We start from the raw sequence: 18,980 nt of genomic DNA, 5'->3' as shown, positions 1-18,980 counted from the left end.
CCCCGTAATTCCCCCAACGTCAAGGACCGTGATCGACGATGAAGGTCGGCATCCCCCGCGAGGTCAAGAACAACGAGTTCCGGGTCGCCATCACGCCCGCCGGCGTGCATGAGCTGGTCCGCAACGGCCACCAGGTCTTCATCGAGCAGAACGCCGGTATGGGTTCCTCGATCACGGACGCCGAGTACGTCGCGGCCGGCGCCGAGATCCTCGACACCGCCGACGAGGTCTGGGCCACCGCCGACCTGCTGCTCAAGGTCAAGGAGCCGATCGCGGAGGAGTACCACCGCCTCCGCAAGGACCAGACGCTCTTCACGTACCTGCACCTGGCGGCCTCCCGCGAGTGCACGGACGCCCTGCTGGAGTCCGGCACCACCGCCATCGCGTACGAGACGGTCGAGCTCGCCAACCGCGCGCTCCCGCTGCTCGCCCCGATGTCCGAGGTCGCGGGCCGCCTGGCCCCGCAGGTCGGCGCCTACCACCTGATGCGCTCGGCCGGCGGCCGCGGCGTCCTCCCGGGCGGTGTCCCCGGCACCCACGCCGGCGAGTGCGTCGTCATCGGTGGCGGCGTCTCCGGCTGGAACGCCGCGCAGATCGCCATCGGCATGGGCTTCCACGTGACCCTGCTCGACCGCGACATCAACAAGCTCCGCGAGGCCGACAAGATCTTCGGTACGAAGATCAAGACGATCGTCTCCAACGCCTACGAGCTGGAGAAGGCCGTCGTCGAGGCCGACCTCGTCATCGGCGCCGTCCTGATCCCGGGTGCGAAGGCCCCGAAGCTGGTCACCAACGAGCTCGTCGCCAAGATGAAGCCCGGAAGTGTCCTTGTCGACATTGCGATCGACCAGGGTGGCTGCTTCGAGGACTCCCGTCCGACCACTCACGCCGAGCCGACCTTCACGGTCCACAACTCGGTCTTCTACTGCGTCGCCAACATGCCGGGCGCGGTGCCGAACACCTCCACCTACGCGCTGACGAACGCGACGCTGCCCTACATCGTGCAGCTCGCCAACCTCGGCTGGGTCGAGGCGCTGCGTCGTGACGCCGCCCTGGGCCTGGGCCTCAACACCCATGACGGCCAGGTCGTTTACGGTCCCGTCGCCGAGGCCCACGGCCTGGAGACCCTCGAGCTGAGCACGCTGCTCGGCTGACACGTCAACGACTGACGTCAATCTCACGTATCCGGCCGGACCTTGCCCGCAAGGTCCGGCCGGTCGCGTTTGCGCGGTGCCCCGAGACCCCGCTCAACTCGCCTCGAACGTAACCCTTTAACCCTTTCGCGCACCCGCGAAACTTCGCAGCGACAGCTCGTGCGCCCTTGACAGAGTGGTGTTCGGTTGCCGACACATCGTGCCGGGTCCGGTGGATTGTGTTGCCGCTGAGTGGTGACACGCCATAGAGTCGCCAACCGTCGGCATGGTGCCACGCTGACCTATCGATAAGTGTCCTGGTCACGTCCGAGGAGGTAAGACGACTTGTGAATGAGTCGACATTTGCTCCTGGGGGTGGTCGAGCAGGGATGCCCGAGCGGGGCCAAGGCCCTACCGGGCTCGAAGCTGTCGGCTCCGTCGCAGTACGCACCTTCGCAAACCACCAGCACATGACGACGCCCCAAAAGAGCATGGACGGCCTAGACGTGAACTCCAGGGCCGGCGACCTGAGCGGCGAAAAGCCCGTGGGTTTCGCCGACTACGACAATGTGCCCGAGGGGCACTTCTACGACCCCGACGCGGAGTACGAACCGGACCCCGAGTACGCGGCCACTCTCGCCCCCGACGCTGCCCGCCAGCGCCGTGAGCGGATCGGCCCGACCGGACGCCCGCTCCCGTACTTCCCGATCCCGGGTCCGCTGACCGACCACGGTCCGGCGAAGATCATCGCGATGTGCAACCAGAAGGGCGGCGTGGGCAAGACCACGTCGACCATCAACCTGGCTGCCGCGCTCGCCGAGTACGGGCGCCGCGTGCTGCTCGTCGACTTCGACCCGCAGGGCGCGTTGTCCGTGGGTCTCGGCGTGAACCCGATGGAACTCGACCTGACGGTCTACAACCTGCTCATGGAGCGGGGCATGTCGGCCGACGAGGTGCTGCTCAAGACGGCGGTCCCCAACATGGACCTGCTGCCGAGCAACATCGACCTGTCCGCTGCCGAGGTGCAGTTGGTCAGTGAGGTCGCGCGCGAGTCCACCCTGCAGCGGGCCCTGAAGCCCCTGCTGGCCGACTACGACTACATCGTGATCGACTGTCAGCCCTCGCTCGGTCTGCTGACCGTGAACGCCCTGACGGCGGCTCACAAGGTCATCGTCCCGCTGGAGTGCGAGTTCTTCGCGCTGCGCGGCGTGGCGTTGCTGACCGAGACCATCGAGAAGGTGCAGGAGCGGCTCAACCCCGAGCTGGAGCTCGACGGCATCCTCGCCACGATGTACGACTCCCGTACGGTGCACAGCCGTGAGGTGCTGGCGCGTGTCGTCGAGGCCTTCGACGACCACGTCTACCACACGGTCATCGGCCGCACGGTGCGCTTCCCGGAGACCACGGTCGCCGGTGAGCCGATCACGACGTACGCCTCCAACTCCGTCGGCGCCGCCGCCTACCGCCAGCTGGCCAGGGAGGTGCTCGCCCGGTGTCACGCCGAGTGAGTCTGCCCGGAGCCGACGAACTGTTCCGTACGACCGGGGGGATGGCGCTCCAGTCGTCCTCGCCGCGGCGCGGGGTCGAGGAGGCGCCCGCCGCGGAACACTCGGCCACGTCGGCCGAGGGCACGGCGAACGAGGGCCGCGGCCGGGAGGCCGCGGCCACCGTGGACGCCGGCGGGCCCGTGGTGGGGCAGCCCAGGCGGCCGCAGGAAGGTTCTGCCGGCCCGTCGGGCGGCATGTCGGCCCCGGCCGGCGCCGGCCGCCGGGGCAAGGGGCAGGGCCGGGGCGCCAACCGGCGCCCCAGCGGCCGCGAGCGCCACGACGAGAAGATCACGGTCTACGTCTCCGCCGAGGAGCTCATGGACCTGGAGCACGCGCGGCTGGTGCTGCGCGGGGAGCACGGGCTGGCGGTGGACCGGGGCCGCATCGTCCGCGAGGCGGTCGCGGTCGTCCTCGCCGATCTGGAATCCCGCGGGGACGCGAGCATCCTCGTACGCCGCCTGCGCGGCCGCTGACCGCCCCGCGGGACCGCTCGTGCGGCGCCTGCGCGTCCGGGCCGCCCGGGTGCCGCTCGGCACCCGGCGCGCACTCCCGGAGCAGGGGCCCCGGCGGCTGTCCGCCCGGGGGGATCCGAGGCCGAACGGTCGGTCGGCCCGGCTGCCCGTGCGTTCCGGCCCGCCGCGTGGGACCCGTCGCGCACGCGGCGCCGTACGGGGCGGTGATCCGCCGGGTCGCACGGCCGAGCCCGTAGGCTGCTGGTGGCCGCGGCCACGGCGCCCGGCCCTCCACGCCGCCCCCCATGCACCTCCTGGACCGCGATGCCCCTCCCCGCCGAATCCGGCCGACCGACCCGGCGCGCCCTGGGGCGCGGCCCCGGCGCCGCCGCCCCGGCCGGGCAACCGGAAGCACACGGCGCGGAAGCGGTCTCCGAAGCCCCTGAGGCGCCCGCCACGAGCCCCGCACCGGCCGTCGGCGGTACCGAGCCGGAACGTTCCCCCGAGCCCGCAGACGGGCAGCAGGGCCGTCCTGAGCCCGGTCCGGCCCCGGACGCGAAGTCCCCGCAGATCGATGCCGTGCATGCCGCCGCCCCGACCGAGGGCGCGGACACCGCGAGCGTCGGGGGCGGCGACCCGGCCGAGGGCACGGACACCGCGAGCCGCGCCGGAGGCGACGGGCGGTTCACCCTGCGGCTCGCCAACTTCGAGGGCCCCTTCGACCTGCTGCTCCAGCTGATCTCGCGGCACAAGCTCGACGTCACGGAGGTCGCGCTGTCCAAGGTCACCGACGAGTTCATGGCGCACATCCGTGCCATGGGGCCCGACTGGGACCTCGACCAGACCACCGAGTTCCTCGTCGTCGCCGCCACCCTCCTCGACCTGAAGGCCGCCCGGCTGCTGCCGGCCGCCGAGGTCGAGGACGAGGCGGACCTGGCCCTGCTGGAGGCCCGCGACCTGCTCTTCGCGCGGCTGCTCCAGTACCGCGCGTACAAGCAGATCGCCGAGATCTTCGAGCGGCGCGCGGAGGCCGAGGGGCGGCGGTACCCGCGGACGGTCGGGCTGGAGCCGCACCACGCGGACCTGCTGCCCGAGGTCGTCATCAGCATCGGGCCGGAGGGGTTCGCCCGGCTGGCGGTGAAGGCCATGCAGCCCAAGGCCAAGCCCCAGGTGTACGTGGACCACATCCACGCCCCCCTGGTCAGCGTGCGCGAGCAGGCCGGACTGGTGGTGCGGATGCTGAAGGCGCGCGGCGAGGCCACCTTCCAGGAGCTCACCGAGGACGCCGAGGACACCCTCACCGTCGTCGCGCGCTTCCTGGCCCTGCTGGAGCTGTACCGGGAGAGGGCGGTCGTCCTCGACCAGGAGGAGGCGCTGCGGACCCTCACCGTGCGCTGGAGCGGCGGGGACGGCGACGGCATGCCGACCGTGACCGACGAGTTCGACCGGATCGTGGAGGCGAAGGATTGAACGGCGACGTGAGCGCGGTGGCCGCGCTCGAGCTGAAGCCGGCCCTGGAGGCCGTGCTCATGGTCGTGGACGAGCCGGCCACCGAGGCGCACCTGGCCAAGGTGCTGGAGCGCACCCCGCGCGAGGTCGCGCAGGCGCTGCGGGAGCTCGCCGACGAGTACACGGCCGCGCGCCGGGGCTTCGAGCTGCGGCTGGTCGCCGGGGGCTGGCGGTTCTACACCCGGGCCGAGTACGCGCCGGCCGTGGAGGGCTTCGTCCTGGACGGCCAGCAGGCCCGGCTCACCCAGGCGGCCCTGGAGACCCTGGCGGTCGTCGCGTACCGCCAGCCGGTGAGCCGATCACGGGTCTCGGCGGTCCGCGGAGTCAACTGCGACGGGGTCATGCGGACCCTCCTCCAGCGCGGTCTGGTGGAGGAGGCGGGGACGGAACCCGAAACAGGTGCGATCCTGTACAGGACGACGAACTACTTTCTGGAGCGGATGGGCCTGCGCGGCCTGGACGAGCTCCCGGAGCTCGCGCCCTTCCTCCCCGAGGCGGACGCGATCGAAGCCGAGACGCAAGAAGGTGTGCCGTCGTTCGATCCGGACGCACCGGACACCGATGAAGACGACGACAAGACGACGGAACTTTGATGCGAAGCAGCGGCAACGGCAACGGCGGCGGTAACAGGAACAGCGGCGGCGGTGGTGGCGGACGCGGCGGTAACTCCCGCGGCGGCTCCTCCTCCGGCGGCGGTGGCTACCGCGGGAGCGGCTCCGGCGGTGGCAGCGGCTCCGGCGGCTCCCGTGGCGGCAGCTCCGGCGGCGGTTACCGGGGCGGCAGCTCCGGTGGCTCCCGCGGTGGCAGCTCCGGCGGCGGCTACCAGGGCGGCGGCTCCCGCGGCGGTTACCAGGGCGGTGGCTCCCGCGGTGGCAGCTCCGGCGGCGGCTACCAGGGCGGTGGCGGTTACCAGGGCGGCTCCGACGCGCGCGACCGCGACCAGCCGGCCCCCCGCATCCGCAACCCGCGTCCTGAGGAGCGCCGCTACGACGTCGGCCCCGAGGGCGAGCGCAGCGGACGCAGCGGCCCCAAGGCGGGCGGCGGCGGTGCCCGCGGTGCCGCGGCGCGCGGTGGCGCCAAGGGCGGTCCCCGCACCGCCAAGACCCCCGGCATCGGCGGAGCCGGCGGCCCGCGCAGCGGCCCCGGCAGCCGCAGCGGCCAGTCCCGCCCCCGCGAGCTGGACGCGCGGATCGAGGAGCGCGTGCGCGACCGGTACGCCGACAAGCCCGTGGTCAAGACCCCGAAGACCTTCCCGGGTGCCGAGGAGGAGGGCGAGCGTCTGCAGAAGGTCCTCGCCCGCGCCGGCATGGGTTCGCGCCGCGCCTGCGAGGAGCTCATCGAGCAGGCCCGCGTCGAGGTCAACGGCGAGATCGTGCTGGAGCAGGGCAAGCGCGTCCAGCCGAAGGACGAGATCAAGGTGGACGGCCTGACCGTCGCCACCCAGTCGTACCTGTTCTTCGCGCTGAACAAGCCCGCCGGTGTCGTCTCCACCATGGAGGACCCGGACGGCCGCCAGTGCCTGGGCGACTACGTCACCAACCGTGAGACCCGTCTCTTCCACGTCGGCCGGCTCGACACCGAGACCGAGGGCATCATCCTGCTCACCAACCACGGTGAGCTGGCCCACCGCCTCACGCACCCGAAGTACGGCGTGCAGAAGACGTACGTGGCCGCGATCACCGGCTCGCTGCCGCGCGACATCGGCAAGCGGCTCAAGGACGGCATCGAGCTGGAGGACGGGTACGCCCGCGCCGACAACTTCCGCGTCGTCGACCAGGTCGGCAAGAACTACCTGGTCGAGGTGACCCTCCACGAGGGCCGCAAGCACATCGTGCGCCGCATGCTGTCCGAGGCGGGCTTCCCCGTCGACAAGCTCGTCCGGACCGCCTTCGGTCCGATCGAGCTGGGCGACCAGAAGTCCGGCTGGCTGCGCCGCCTGACCAACACCGAGGTCGGCATGCTGATGCGCGAGGTCGGTCTCTAGGACGCGGGCCGGTCGCCCCACGGGCGGCCGGCACGATCAAGGAAAACCCGCGGTGCCCTTTCGGGCGCCGCGGGTTTTCTGCTTGTCGGGAACCCCCGGCCTTGTTTATAGTCAACATGACTATTAAAGAGCCCGAGGGGGGTCGTCATGAGCTGGACCATGAGCTGGACCGAGGTGCTCGGATTCGCCACCGGCGCCCTGTGCGTCTGGCTGGTCGCCCGGCAGCACGTGGCCAACTGGCCGATCGGCATCGCCAACAACATCTTCTTCATCGTGCTCTTCGCCCAGGCCGGCCTCTACGCCGACGCCGGGCTCCAGATCGTCTTCATCGCCCTCGCCGCGTACGGCTGGTGGTCCTGGACCCACGGGGGTGGACCAGGAACCGCCGAGGCCCTGCCGGTGCGCCGCACCACACGCACCGAATGGGCCGTGCTCGCCGCGGCGGGGGCGGTGGGGGTGCTCGCCCTCACCCTGCTGCTGAGCCGGGCCACCGACTCGACCGTCCCCTTCTGGGACGCGCTGACCACCGGGCTCTCGCTCGCCGCCACCTACGGGCAGTGCCGCAAGCTCGTCGAGTCCTGGTGGCTGTGGATCGCCGCCGACCTCGTCTACATCCCGCTCTACGCCTACAAGGGCCTCTACCTGACCTCCGCGCTCTACGTGGGCTTCCTCGCCCTGTGCGTGGTCGGACTCCTCGGCTGGCGCCGCACGCTGCCGGCGCGCGGCGCCCGTACGGCGGCGGAGGCGACGGCATGAGACGCCACGGGCACGGCCTGGTCCTCGGCAAGTTCTACCCGCCGCACGCCGGCCACCACCACCTCGTGCGCACCGCCCAGGACCAGTGCGAGCGGCTGACCGTCCTGGTGTGCGCGGCCTCCGTGGAATCGGTCCCGCTCGCCGACCGGGTCGCCTGGATGCGCGAGGCGCACCCCGGGGCCGAGATCGTCGGCGCGGTGGACGACATCCCCGTCGACCTGCACGACCCGGAGATCTGGGAGGCCCACATGGCCGTCTTCCGCGGCGCGGTCCCCGGGAAGGTGGACGCCGTCTTCACCTCGGAGGAGTACGGGAGCGAACTCGCCCGCCGGTTCGGCGCCGAGGAGGTCCTGGTGGACCGCGAACGCACCCTGTTCCCCGTGTCCGGGACGGCGGTACGCCGGGACCCGGCCGGCTCCTGGGAGTTCCTCGGTCCGGCCGTCCGGGCCGCCCTCACCCGGCGGGTCGTCGTCCTCGGCGCCGAGTCCACCGGGACCACCACCCTGTCCCGGGCCCTCGCGGACCACTACCGCCGCCGCGGCGGCGTATGGGCCAAGACCGGCTGGGTCGCCGAGTACGGGCGCCGGTTCAGCGAGGAGAAGCTGGCGGCGGCCCGCGCCTCCGACCCGGCCGCCTCCTGGGCGGACGTGTCCTTCACCTCCGAGGAGTTCCCGCTCATCGCCCGCCACCAGGACGCGGACGAGGAACACGCCGCCCGGCTCGGCTCGCCCGTGCTCTTCTGCGACACCGACTCCTTCGCGACCGGCATCTGGCACGAGCGGTACATGGGCGGCCGCAACGACGAGGTCGAGCGGATCGCCGACCTCACCCGGCGGGACCTGTACCTGCTCACCGACCACACCGACGTGCCCTTCGAGGACGACGGACTGCGGGACGGGCCACAGCTGCGGCCCTGGATGACCGAGCGGTTCCGGGCGGAACTGGAGCGCACCGGGAGGCGTTTCCTGGTCGTGCGCGGGGACCGGGCGGCCCGGCTGGAGACGGCCGTCCGGGCCGTGGACGGACTGCTGGCCGAGGGCTGGCACTTCACCGACCCCCTTCCGGAGAACCGATGACCGCCGGCTATGACCCCTACGCCTTCGAACCGTTCGCGGTGACCGTCGACCTGGCCGTGTTCACCGTCCGCGCCGGCGCCCTGCACGTGCTGCTGATCCGGCGCGGCCAGGAACCGTACGCCGGGGCCTGGGCACTGCCCGGCGGGTTCGTCCTGCCGCGGGAGTCCGCCGAGACCGCGGCCCGGCGCGAACTGGCCGAGGAGACCGGCCTGCCGGAGCAACTCGTCGCCGCGCTCCACCTGGAGCAGCTGCGCACCTACAGCGAACCGGACCGCGACCCCCGGATGCGGGTGGTCTCGGTGGCCTTCACCGCCCTCGTCCCCGACCTGCCGGAGCCCGCGGCCGAGGGCGGCGGGGACGCGGCCCACGCCCGCTGGCTGGCCGTGGAAGACGTCCCGGAGCTCGCCTTCGACCACGCGGTGATCCTGGCGGACGCCCGCGAGCGGATCGGCGCCAAGCTGGAGTACACCTGCCTGGCCACCGGCTTCTGCCCGCCCGAGTTCACCCTCGGCGAGCTGCAGTCCGTCTACGAGACCGTCTGGAACACCACCCTCGACCGCCCCAACTTCCGCCGCAAGGTCCTGGCGACACCGGGATTCCTCGAGGCCGTACCGGGCGCCGCCCGACTGACCGGCGGCCGCGGCAAACCGGCCGCCCTCTACCGGCCCGGCCCGGCCACCACCCTCCACCCACCCCTGCTGCGACCGGAAGGAACCACCCGATGACGACCAAGCGAGCCGCGACGGGCGCCATGATCGGCCTGGCCCTCGGGGACGCCCTCGGCTTCCCGACCGAGTTCAACGACGTGCCCTCGATCCTGGCCAAGACGGGCCCCTGGCGCGAGATGAGCCTCCCGCGCCCCGCGATCGTCACCGACGACACCCAGATGACCCTCGCCCTGGCCCGCGGCATGCGCACGGCGGCGGACCGGGGCCGGGTCGGCCCGCTGCGCCTGACCCGGCCGGTCCGCGAGGAGTTCGTCGACTGGTACCACTCCCCGGAGAACAACCGGGCCCCGGGCCGCACCTGCATGACGGCCTGTCAGCTGCTGGACACCCCGGAACGGGACTGGCGCGACGCCAGCCAGATCGGCTCCAAGGGCTGCGGCGCCAACATGCGCGTGGTCCCGGTCGGACTCGTGCCGGACTGGACCGAGGAGGAGCGGGCCGGCGCCGCGCAGCTCCAGTCCGCCCTCACCCACGGCCACCCCACGGCGCTCGCCGCCTCCGACCTGACCGCGCGGGCGGTGTACCTGCTGGCAGAGGGCACCGAAGTGACGGGGCTCGTCGGACGGCTGCGCTCGTACGCCCTGGAGAACCGCACCCGCTACCACGAGCGCTGGCTCGGTGACCTGTGGATGCGGACCGCGTCCGACGCCTCCCCGGAGTCCTTCATGGCCCGCGGCTGGGACGACTGCCTGGCGGTCCTGGAGCGGCTGGCGGCCGCCCTGCGGTCCCCCTCCCCGGAGACCGACCCCTGCCTGGCCACGGGTGACGGCTGGATCGCCGAGGAGGCCCTCGCCACCGCCCTGCACTGCTTCCTGCTCTTCCCCGAGGAACCGCTGACGGCGCTGCGCCGGGCCGCCTGCACGCGCGGTGACTCCGACTCCATCGCCTGCCTCGCCGGCGCCTTCGCCGGAGCCCACCTCGGCGCGGACGTCTGGCCCCGCGAGTGGGAGGGCCGCATCGAGTACCGGGACGAACTCCTGGCTTTCGGCACCCTCTGGGATGCTTGATCCATGCTGGACGCACTGAGTATCGACCTGACCCCCGTCGTGGCGGAGCAGCCCGACCCGCTGCTCTTCGCCACGGTCTCCGGCGCGCACCTGTACGGCTTCCCGTCCCGGGACTCCGACATCGACCTGCGCGGCGCCCACCTGCTCCCGGCGGGGGACCTGCTGGGCCTGGGCACGCCGGAGGAGACCCGCAGTCGCATGTGGGACCGGGACGACGTGGAGATGGACCTCGTCACGCACGACCTGCGCAAGTTCGTCCGCCTGATGCTGAACCACAACGGCTACGTCCTGGAGCAGTTGCTCTCCCCGCTCGTGGTCCACACGACGGCGGCCCACGAGGAACTCGTCGCGCTGGCCCCCGGCGTACTGACCTCCCACCACGCCCACCACTACCGCGGGTTCGCCGGCACCCAGTGGCGGCTCTTCGAGAAGGTCGCCGAACTCAAACCGCTGCTCTACGCGTTCCGGGCGCTGCTCACCGGCATCCACCTCATGCGGTCGGGCGAGGTGCAGGCGCACCTGCCGACCCTGCTCGCCGAGGTGCCGGAGGCGCCCCCGTACCTCGCCGACCTGATCGAGGCCAAGGTGGCCGCCGAGTACGGGGGCTACGCGGGCCCGCCGGTCGGCGACGTGCGCCAGGACATCGAGACGCTGCACGCGGTGCTGGACGCGGCGCAGGCCGGGTCCGCGCTGCCCGAGCGGGTGTCGGCGTACGACGCGCTCGACGAGTTCGTCGTACGCCGGCGGACCGTGGGCGACTGACGTCGGCGCGACGGCGCCGGCGCGATCGACGCAGCGCGAACGACGCTACGCGGCCGACGCGCGCCGGGCGCGGACCAGGAAGTCCTGCACCCGGGCCTGGTCCGGTTCCGCGGGCAGCGCGGTGGAGGCCAGGGCCGACTCCGTCTCCTCCTGGAGGCGGGCCATCCAGGCGTCGACCTCCTCCCAGGTGAGTTCGCCGCGGCGGACCGCGAGCAGGCGGTCGCGGTACGGGCCGGCGTCGACGGTCAGCCGGCCGCTGCGCAGGAGGTCACGGCAGGACAGCAGCAGGCGCAGCAGGTGCATGGCGTGCTTCCAGCGCGGGGCGCCGTGGACACGGACGTCCGCGAGGAGCTTGCCGCGCTGGGAGGCCGCGTACCGGCTGAAGCTGGTGTGGGCCCGGCGCGAGAGGAAGGCCCCGCGGAGGGAGAGGAGCTCCTCGCCGACCGGGGTGACCTCTTCCACCAGCGGGGAGTGCAGGCACTCCAGGATGTTCGGGTTGGCCCGCAGGGCGAGACCGCAGAAGCGCTCCAGCTCCCAGGAGAACTCCTCCTCCCGCGGGCCCTCCACGTGCGTGGGGGGCTTCTCGAACCGCCAGAACAGCGGCGTCGGGGCGAGGTAGACACCGCGCAGGTCGGTGTCGCTCGCCTCCGTCGCCAGCCCGAACGCCCGGGAGCCCATCACACACCGGTAGACCGTGTGGTCCCGTACCAGCGTCAGATCGTCCATCCGGCGAGCGTAGGCTCCTGACCTGCCGCTATGCCAGCGAGATATTGCCGTCCGCCGCCACCTTGATCTTCTTCTCCGCCAGCCCCTTGGTGGCCGGACCCTTGGTCACCGCACCGTCGGCGATCGCGAACTTGCTGTTGTGGCACGGGCAGTCGATGGTGCCGTCCTCCACCTTGTTGACCAGGCAGCCCTGGTGGGGGCAGACCGCCGTGAAGCATTTGAAGGTGCCGGCCTTGGGCTGGGTGACCACGACCTTCTCCTCCTTGAAGACCTTGCCGCCGCCCACCGGCACGTCCGCCTTCTTGGTGAGGGCCTTGTCCGCCGCTCCCGCGTCCGGGGTGGCGGGGGCGGCCGGGGCCGCGGGCTCGACGGCCGGGTCGTTCGGTTCCCCCGGGGAGGCCTTCTCGGCGCCGCCACCGCCGCAGGCGGTGATCGCGCCGCCGGCCAGGGTGGCCGCGCCGATCGTCAGTACCGTGCGCCGGGCGGTGTGCGTGAGGTCGCTCATGAGTCTCTCCTCGCTTCGTGGCCGGATGGCGTGCAGCATCCTGGCCTGCGGCGGGCCTCAGGTGAAGCCTGCCGCGCCGGTTCATCGGCCCGGTTCCCATGGGGCCAGTGAGGCAGGGCTGCCGGGTGTGCGTACGACCTCCCACACGTGGATCACGGCCTCCCGGTTCAGTGGGCCGAAAACATGCGGGTAGCGCCCGCCGGAATCACCGTCCCGGCGGACCTCGGCGGTCAGCGCGCCCTCGTCGAGCTCCACCGCGAGCAGGATCCCCGGTACCGCCCGGTAGTGCGCGTCGACGATCGCGAGGGCGGTGGGGCGGTCCGCCGAACAGTGGACGAACCCCTCGGCCTCCAGCGAGGCCGGGGCGTACGGGAGCTCGGGCGCGGCGGTCCAGTCGGTGAGCGGGACGATGTGGAAGATCATGCGGATCGTTCTACCGCAGCGGGCGCGGGCGTGTGCGCCAGGTGGCGGCACTGTCGACCATGAGTGACATTGTCCGTGTTCCGACGCCGGGTACGAAGCGCTCCGCGCGGCCCGGCCCCCCTGCGAAAGGCATGACGATGGCGGGTAACGACCTCGGCTCTCTGCTCGGCGGCCTCCTGGGCGGGAGCGGCGGCCAGGGCGGGAGCGGCGGCGCCCGAGGTGGCGACATCCTCGGCGCGCTGCTCGGCGCCCTGATGGGCGGGTCCGGCGGCTCCCAGGCCGGCGGGAGCAACCCGCTCGGCGGACTGATGGACATGCTGACCAGGTCCGGGCTCGCCGACCAGGCCCAGTCCTGGATCGGCACCGGTGACAACCGGTCGGTCAGCGGCGCCCAGATCGCCGAGGCGCTGCCCGACGAGGCCCTGCGGAAGGCGGCCGCGCAGGCCGGCGTCAGCCCGGAGGAGGCCGCCGACCAGATCGCCCAGGCGCTACCGACGGCCGTCGACAAGCTGAGCCCGCAAGGGCAGCTCCCGTCCGGTTCGCTGGAGGAGATCATCCGGGCGCAGAACCTCTGACCGCCCGGCAGCGGTGCACCGGGGCCCGGCCGCCGTCCCACGGGATGGGCGGTCGGGCCTTCGTGCCGCGGGTGCTGGATACCCTGGCCGGACAGTCCGTCAGCTCGCCTTTTCGTCCCCTGGGAGTGCCTCGTGAGAACCGCCGTCGTCATCGGAACCGGACTGATCGGCACCTCCGCGGCGCTTGCCCTGTCCGCCCGGGGCATCACCGTCCACCTCGCCGACCACGACCCGGACCGGGCCCGTACGGCGGCCGCCCTCGGGGCCGGCACCGACGAGCCCCCGCAGGAGCAGGTCGACCTCGCGATCGTCGCCGTACCGCCGGCCCACGTGGCCGCGACCCTGGCCGACCTGATCGGGCGCGGCGTCGCGCGCGCCTACGTGGACGTGGCCAGCGTCAAGGGCGGGCCGCGGCGGGAGCTGGCCGCGCTCGGCGTGGACGTCACCGCCTACATCGGAACGCACCCGATGGCCGGCAAGGAGCAGTCCGGGCCGCTCGCCGCCACCGCTGACCTCTTCGAGGGCCGCCCGTGGGTGCTGACCCCCACCCGGGACACCGACCACGAGGTGCTCAACCTCGCGCTGGAGCTGGTGGCCCTCTCCCGCGCCGTACCCGTGGTGATGGACGCCGACGCCCACGACCGTGCGGTGGCGCTTGTCTCGCACACCCCCCAGCTGGTCTCCAGCATGGTCGCGGCCCGACTGGAGGAGGCCGACGAGACGGCGGTGCGGCTGTGCGGGCAGGGCATCCGCGACGTGACCCGGATCGCGGCCTCCGACCCGCGGATGTGGGTGGAGATCCTGTCGGCCAACCCGGGACCGGTGGCCGACGTCCTCGCCGGGATCGCCGCCGACCTGGAGGAGACCGTGGAGGCACTGCGCGGCCTGCAGTCCGCCGACGTGGAGAAGCGGCGCGGCGGCGCCGCCGGCATCGAGGACGTGCTGCGCCGCGGCAACGCGGGCCGGGTCCGGGTGCCGGGCAAGCACGGCGCGGCGCCCACGGTCTACGAGACGGTGGCCGTCCTCATCAGCGACCAGCCCGGCGAGCTCGCCCGGATCTTCGCCGACGCCGGCCGGGCCGGGGTCAACATCGAGGACGTACGGATCGAGCACGCGACCGGCCAGCAGGCCGGCCTCGTCCAGCTCATGGTGGAGCCGCGGGCGGTGCCCGGCCTCACCGCCGAGCTGCGCGAGCGGGGCTGGGCGCTGCGCCGGCAGTAGCGCCGACCGGCAGCCCCCTCCCCGGGGTCCGCCGGCCCCCGGAACACACGGCGGGGACGGGGGCCGTCCGGGGCCGGTAACCTTGGGGAGGGGCGCTTTGCCGCGCCCGGACACGTACGCGCAACCAGGAAGGTGCCCGCACCGTGGAAACCGCAGCTCCGTCCGCCGTGATCGTCGCCATCGACGGTCCCTCCGGCACGGGCAAGTCCAGCACCTCCAAGGCCGTGGCCGCCAAGCTCGGGCTGCGCTACCTGGACACCGGCGCCCAGTACCGGGCCATCACCTGGTGGATGATCACCAACGGCGTCGACACCGACGACCCGCAGGCCATCGCCATCGCCGCGGGCAAGCCCACCATCGTGTCCGGCACCGACCCGGCCGCCCCCACCATCACCGTGGACGGCCTCGACGCCGCCGGTCCCATCCGGACCCAGGAGGTCACCTCGAAGGTCAGCGCCGTCAGCGCCGTCCCCGAGGTGCGCACCCTGATCACCGACCTGCAGCGCTCCATCGCCGCCGAGGCGGCCCAGGAGGCCGACGGGATCGTCGTCGAGGGCCGCGACATCGGCACCACCGTCCTGCCCGACGCCGACCTCAAGATCTTCCTGACCGCTTCCGCCGAGGCGCGCGCCGCCCGGCGCAGCGGCGAGCTCCGCGGCAAGGAGGCCGCCGACCTCGCGGCCACCAAGGAGGCGCTGATCAAGCGCGACGCGGCCGACTCCGGCCGCAAGACCTCCCCGCTGGCCAAGGCCGACGACGCCGTCGAGGTGGACACCACCCAGCTCACGCTCGACCAGGTGATCGAATGCGTCGTGACGCTGGTGGAGGAGAAGCGGGCGGGCCGCAAGTGAGCCATGCGCCCTCCCTCAAGGGTGCGGCGGTCGGCAGGCGCATCGGCATCGGGCTCATGTACGGGCTCTGGAAGCCGCGCGTACTGGGGGCCTGGAAGGTGCCCGCCTCGGGCCCCGTCATCCTCGCCGTGAACCACTCGCACAACATCGACGGCCCCATGGTCATGGGCACCGCGCCCAGGCCGCTGCACTTCCTGATCAAGAAGGAAGCGTACGTGGGCCCGCTCGGCCCCTTCCTCGAAGGGATCGGGCAGGTCAAGGTCGACCGCGGCGGCCCCGACCGGACGGCCATCGGCCGCGCCCTGGGCGTGCTCGACAACGGAGGGGCCCTGGGGATATTTCCCGAGGGCACCCGGGGCGAGGGCGACTTCGCCTCGCTGCGCGCGGGCCTCGCGTACTTCGCGGTCCGCAGCGGCGCACCCATCGTCCCCGTGGCCGTGCTGGGCAGCGGGGACACCCCGGGGCGGGTCGTCAAGGGCCTGCCGGCCCTCAAGAGCCGGGTCGACGTCGTCTTCGGCTCGGCCTTCGACGCGGGCGACGGCAGTGGCCGCCGTACCCGTACCGCCCTGGACCAGGCCACCGTACGCATCCAGGACCGGCTGACCGCCCACCTGGCCGACGCCAAGCGCCTGACCGGGCGCTGAGCGAGACTTGAAACCAGTAGTGGAACCGCGCTGCGCGGGTACCACCGACCACCACGAACGACGAGGAACGGACTTCATGAACGACCAGCACGACCACGGAGCACTTGGCGACGCCGAGTACGCGGAGTTCATGGAGCTCGCCGCGGAAGAGGGCTTCGACATCGAAGAGGTCGAAGGCGCGATCGAGGAGGCCGGGCACGGCCCGCTTCCCGTCCTCGCCGTCGTCGGCCGCCCCAATGTCGGCAAGTCGACCCTGGTGAACCGGATCATCGGCCGCCGCGAGGCGGTCGTCGAGGACAAGCCCGGCGTCACCCGCGACCGCGTCACGTACGAGGCCGAGTGGGCCGGCCGCCGCTTCAAGGTCGTCGACACCGGCGGCTGGGAGCAGGACGTCCTCGGCATCGACGCAGCCGTCGCCGCCCAGGCCGAGTACGCCATCGAGGCGGCCGACGCGGTCGTCTTCGTCGTCGACTCCAAGGTCGGCGCCACCGACAGCGACGAGGCCGTCGTCCGGCTGCTGCGCAAGGCGGGCAAGCCCGTCGTGCTGTGCGCCAACAAGGTCGACGGCCAGAGCGGCGAGTCCGACGCGGCCTCCCTGTGGTCGCTGGGCCTCGGCATGCCGCACCCGGTCTCCTCGCTGCACGGCCGCGGCACCGGCGACATGCTCGACGCCGTCCTGGAGGCCCTGCCCGAGGCCCCCGAGCAGACCTTCGGCGGCGCCGCCCCCGGCGGCCCCCGCCGCATCGCGCTCATCGGCCGCCCGAACGTCGGCAAATCCTCGCTGCTCAACAAGGTGGCGAAGGAGGACCGCGTCGTCGTCAACGAGCTGGCCGGCACCACCCGCGACCCGGTCGACGAGCTGATCGAACTCGGTGGCATCACCTGGAAGTTCGTCGACACCGCCGGTATCCGCAAGAAGGTCCACCTGCAGCAGGGTGCCGACTACTACGCCTCCCTGCGCACCGCCGCGGCCGTCGAGAAGGCGGAGGTGGCGGTCATCCTGATCGACACCACCGAGAGCATCAGCGTCCAGGACCAGCGCATCATCACGATGGCCGTCGAGGCCGGTCGCGCGATCGTGATCGCCTACAACAAGTGGGACGAGCTCGACGAGGAGCGCCGCTACTACCTCGAGCGCGAGATCGAGACCGAGATGCAGCAGGTCTCCTGGGCGCCCCGGGTGAACGTCTCGGCGCTCACCGGCCGTCACATGGAGAAGCTGGTCCCGGCGATCGAGACGGCCCTGGCGGGCTGGGAGACGCGCGTCCCCACCGGCCGGCTGAACGCCTTCCTCGGTGAGGTCGTCGCCGCCCACCCGCACCCGATCCGTGGCGGCAAGCAGCCCCGCATCCTGTTCGGTACCCAGGCGGGCAGCAAGCCGCCGCGGTTCGTCCTCTTCGCCTCCGGCTTCCTGGAGCACGGCTACCGGCGCTTCATCGAGCGCCGCCTGCGCGAGGAGTTCGGCTTCGACGGCACCCCGATCCACATCTCGGTGCGGGTGCGCGAGAAGCGCGGCGCCCAGTACAAGAAGAAGAAGTAGCAGCCGGGCGAGGAGTCCGGCGGACTCGCGGGGTCAGTAGCCCCGGCGCGGAGCGGGCGGCAGGGCCGCCGGGATGTGTGTCATCCCGGTCTGGTGCTGCCGCCCGTCGGTGTATGCGGGGCTCCCCGCGTACGAGTACGCGGGCTGCGGCTGCGGGGTGTACGAGGGCTGCCAGCCGTCGACGCGCTGCCACGCGGAGCCGTTGTAGCCGCTGCCGTACGACGTGCCGCTCGTGTACGAGCCCCCGTAGGAGAAGGACGTGAACCCGTGGTCCTCCTCGCCCGTACGGTCGCCCGGCAGCGCCCGGAAGGCCCGCAGGTACTCCGAGTACAGCGTGTCGTAGATCGGGGTGTGCGAGACGGCCGGTGAGGGGTCCCGGTCCCGTGCGGGACGCATCGCGGGGACGGTGCTCGGATAGGACGGGGCGCGGGAGGAGTCGTATGAATGCACGTACCAGCCAACGAAACCGGCGCTCTGCGGATGCGGGGTGACAGGGGCTGAAACACAGATCGCCGGGGGTGTGCGGGACGGACCGCACACCCCCGGCGCACGCCGCCCGGCCCCCTCGGCAGGGGGCTGGGCGGCCGTTCCGTACCGGCTGGATCAGGCGCCGGGCGTACCCGCCAGCGGCATCGCGGCGGCCACGAGCTTGCCCGCGGCGGCGGCCTTGTCCAACGCGTCGCGCAGCAGGTCCTCACGGGGCTGCTGGCCGATGGAGCCGACCGGGGCGGCGTAGATGAGCACGCGCTGGGTCTTGTTGACGGCGGCCCGCCAGCCGTCGGTGACCGACAGCGCCTGGTGGGCCTGCCACCAGGCGACCTGACCGCCGTCGTTGCCCGGCTGCAGCACGGCGTGCAGCTGGCCCGCGGCGAGCAGGACCGACCAGCCGCCGAGGAGGGTGGGGACCTCGGAGGTGTCGGTGACGGGGATGAAGCCCTGCTCGATGAGGAGCGGCAGGAAGTCGTCGCCGGGGCCGTCGCTGCCGGGGCGGGCGATGGGCGCGGTCGGCTCGACGACCAGGGCGGGGTGCAGCTCTCCGGCGATCAGGATCAGGCCGCTGGTGATGCCGAGGACGGCCTGGCCGCCGGAGACGTTCTGCGGGGCGACGCCGGGACCGCCGGCGCCGGCCGGGCTGTCACCGGTGATGCTGCGGACGGCGCCCTGGAGCTGCTCCTCGGAGACCGAGACCACCTGCGAGGGGATGCAGGTGGCGTGGGCGAAAGCGAGGACGGCGGTCTCCTCGCCGACGAACAGCACCGTGCTGGTGCGGTCGTTCTCGGGGTCGCCCGGGGTGCGGCAGGAGGTGCAGTCGTAACTGCGCGGCGCGTCTTCGCCGACGAGCAGCCTGTCGGCTTCTTCGTCACCGATCTCGGCACGTACCTCATCACTGACGTCGAGCATGCGCGGCACGGGGTGGCTCCTCGGCATAGGTGCGGGTCCGGGAGGCTCCCGGCTCGCCGGGCTCAACGGCCGAGCGGCGGCCGGGGTCACGCCATTTGAGGGAACGGATTCGAACCGGGCCCCCGGAAGGGTGAACCGTC

At 72.6% G+C, this 18,980-nt stretch carries 21 protein-coding genes; 16 read left to right on the top strand and 5 right to left on the bottom strand.

What is annotated here, in order from left to right; genetic code table 11:
* The first annotated feature begins 38 nt into the window (after positions 1 to 38).
* The 11 genes from ald (at position 39) to ACGFYY_RS35640 (ending at position 10,954) form a co-directional block, all read left to right on the top strand.
* Positions 39 to 1,154, top strand: coding sequence for an alanine dehydrogenase (gene ald, locus ACGFYY_RS35690; RefSeq protein ID WP_393715935.1), 1,116 nt, complete (start codon positions 39 to 41; stop codon positions 1,152 to 1,154).
* A gap of 368 nt (positions 1,155 to 1,522) precedes the next feature.
* Positions 1,523 to 2,641, top strand: coding sequence for a ParA family protein (locus tag ACGFYY_RS35685; RefSeq protein ID WP_393715932.1), 1,119 nt, complete (start codon positions 1,523 to 1,525; stop codon positions 2,639 to 2,641).
* On the top strand, positions 2,626 to 3,153 hold the full coding sequence (locus ACGFYY_RS35680; protein WP_393715930.1) for a hypothetical protein: 528 nt from the start codon (positions 2,626 to 2,628) through the stop codon (positions 3,151 to 3,153). Before ACGFYY_RS35685 ends, ACGFYY_RS35680 begins: the two co-directional genes overlap by 16 nt.
* Positions 3,154 to 3,456: 303 nt before the next feature.
* Positions 3,457 to 4,602, top strand: coding sequence for a segregation/condensation protein A (locus ACGFYY_RS35675; protein WP_393715928.1), 1,146 nt, complete (start codon positions 3,457 to 3,459; stop codon positions 4,600 to 4,602).
* 8 nt (positions 4,603 to 4,610) lie between these two features.
* Entirely contained in the window at positions 4,611 to 5,234 is a 624-nt protein-coding gene (gene scpB, locus ACGFYY_RS35670) for an SMC-Scp complex subunit ScpB (RefSeq protein ID WP_393715925.1), read from the top strand.
* Positions 5,234 to 6,625 (top strand): pseudouridine synthase, encoded by a 1,392-nt coding sequence (locus ACGFYY_RS35665; protein ID WP_393715923.1) that lies wholly within the window; start codon positions 5,234 to 5,236, stop codon positions 6,623 to 6,625. The genes scpB and ACGFYY_RS35665 overlap by 1 nt, the downstream gene beginning before the upstream one ends.
* A gap of 147 nt (positions 6,626 to 6,772) precedes the next feature.
* A complete protein-coding gene (pnuC, locus tag ACGFYY_RS35660; protein WP_393715921.1) occupies positions 6,773 to 7,381 on the top strand; it encodes a nicotinamide riboside transporter PnuC in 609 nt (202 codons plus the stop codon).
* Positions 7,378 to 8,457, top strand: a complete 1,080-nt coding sequence (locus ACGFYY_RS35655) for an AAA family ATPase (protein ID WP_393715919.1) — start codon at positions 7,378 to 7,380, stop codon at positions 8,455 to 8,457. Before pnuC ends, ACGFYY_RS35655 begins: the two co-directional genes overlap by 4 nt.
* Positions 8,454 to 9,182 carry an NUDIX domain-containing protein gene (locus ACGFYY_RS35650; protein ID WP_393715917.1) on the top strand — a complete coding sequence of 243 codons (729 nt, stop codon included), beginning with the start codon at positions 8,454 to 8,456 and terminating at the stop codon, positions 9,180 to 9,182. The genes ACGFYY_RS35655 and ACGFYY_RS35650 overlap by 4 nt, the downstream gene beginning before the upstream one ends.
* Entirely contained in the window at positions 9,179 to 10,192 is a 1,014-nt protein-coding gene (locus ACGFYY_RS35645) for an ADP-ribosylglycohydrolase family protein (RefSeq protein WP_393715915.1), read from the top strand. The genes ACGFYY_RS35650 and ACGFYY_RS35645 overlap by 4 nt, the downstream gene beginning before the upstream one ends.
* A gap of 3 nt (positions 10,193 to 10,195) precedes the next feature.
* Positions 10,196 to 10,954 carry a DNA polymerase beta superfamily protein gene (locus ACGFYY_RS35640; RefSeq protein WP_393715913.1) on the top strand — a complete coding sequence of 253 codons (759 nt, stop codon included), beginning with the start codon at positions 10,196 to 10,198 and terminating at the stop codon, positions 10,952 to 10,954.
* Positions 10,955 to 10,999: 45 nt separating this feature from the next.
* Here ACGFYY_RS35640 and ACGFYY_RS35635 read toward each other — a convergent pair whose 3' ends face one another.
* The 3 genes from ACGFYY_RS35635 to ACGFYY_RS35625 form a co-directional block, all read right to left on the bottom strand.
* The gene (locus ACGFYY_RS35635; RefSeq protein WP_393715911.1) at positions 11,000 to 11,680 is read right to left on the bottom strand and encodes a DNA polymerase beta superfamily protein; all 681 of its coding nucleotides are present in this window, start codon (positions 11,678 to 11,680) and stop codon (positions 11,000 to 11,002) included.
* Positions 11,681 to 11,708: 28 nt separating this feature from the next.
* Positions 11,709 to 12,185, bottom strand: a complete 477-nt coding sequence (locus ACGFYY_RS35630) for a Rieske (2Fe-2S) protein (RefSeq protein WP_365279967.1) — start codon at positions 12,183 to 12,185, stop codon at positions 11,709 to 11,711.
* 81 nt (positions 12,186 to 12,266) lie between these two features.
* Positions 12,267 to 12,608, bottom strand: coding sequence for a DUF952 domain-containing protein (locus tag ACGFYY_RS35625; RefSeq protein ID WP_393715909.1), 342 nt, complete (start codon positions 12,606 to 12,608; stop codon positions 12,267 to 12,269).
* Between the two features lie 59 nt (positions 12,609 to 12,667).
* Between ACGFYY_RS35625 and ACGFYY_RS35620 the strand changes: the two genes are divergently transcribed.
* The 5 genes from ACGFYY_RS35620 (at position 12,668) to der (ending at position 17,439) form a co-directional block, all read left to right on the top strand.
* Positions 12,668 to 13,183 carry a YidB family protein gene (locus ACGFYY_RS35620; RefSeq protein WP_393715907.1) on the top strand — a complete coding sequence of 172 codons (516 nt, stop codon included), beginning with the start codon at positions 12,668 to 12,670 and terminating at the stop codon, positions 13,181 to 13,183.
* A gap of 132 nt (positions 13,184 to 13,315) precedes the next feature.
* On the top strand, positions 13,316 to 14,404 hold the full coding sequence (locus tag ACGFYY_RS35615) for a prephenate dehydrogenase (protein WP_393715906.1): 1,089 nt from the start codon (positions 13,316 to 13,318) through the stop codon (positions 14,402 to 14,404).
* 143 nt (positions 14,405 to 14,547) lie between these two features.
* On the top strand, positions 14,548 to 15,255 hold the full coding sequence (cmk, locus tag ACGFYY_RS35610; protein ID WP_393715904.1) for a (d)CMP kinase: 708 nt from the start codon (positions 14,548 to 14,550) through the stop codon (positions 15,253 to 15,255).
* Positions 15,210 to 15,899 (top strand): lysophospholipid acyltransferase family protein, encoded by a 690-nt coding sequence (locus ACGFYY_RS35605; protein WP_393715902.1) that lies wholly within the window; start codon positions 15,210 to 15,212, stop codon positions 15,897 to 15,899. Before cmk ends, ACGFYY_RS35605 begins: the two co-directional genes overlap by 46 nt.
* 76 nt (positions 15,900 to 15,975) lie before the next feature.
* Positions 15,976 to 17,439, top strand: coding sequence for a ribosome biogenesis GTPase Der (gene der / locus ACGFYY_RS35600; protein ID WP_365279980.1), 1,464 nt, complete (start codon positions 15,976 to 15,978; stop codon positions 17,437 to 17,439).
* A gap of 33 nt (positions 17,440 to 17,472) precedes the next feature.
* Here the strand turns inward: der and ACGFYY_RS35595 are convergent, their stop codons facing one another.
* Complete coding sequence (locus ACGFYY_RS35595) at positions 17,473 to 17,835, bottom strand: hypothetical protein (protein WP_365279982.1); 363 nt, start codon at positions 17,833 to 17,835, stop codon at positions 17,473 to 17,475.
* Positions 17,836 to 18,042: 207 nt separating this feature from the next.
* Entirely contained in the window at positions 18,043 to 18,849 is an 807-nt protein-coding gene (locus ACGFYY_RS35590) for a hypothetical protein (protein WP_365281680.1), read from the bottom strand.
* Positions 18,850 to 18,980 lie beyond the last annotated feature (131 nt).

It is taken from the genome of Streptomyces sp. NPDC048331 (genome assembly GCF_043201215.1).
GTDB lineage: Bacteria > Actinomycetota > Actinomycetes > Streptomycetales > Streptomycetaceae > Streptomyces.
This window is presented reverse-complemented; position numbering and strand designations above follow the sequence as displayed.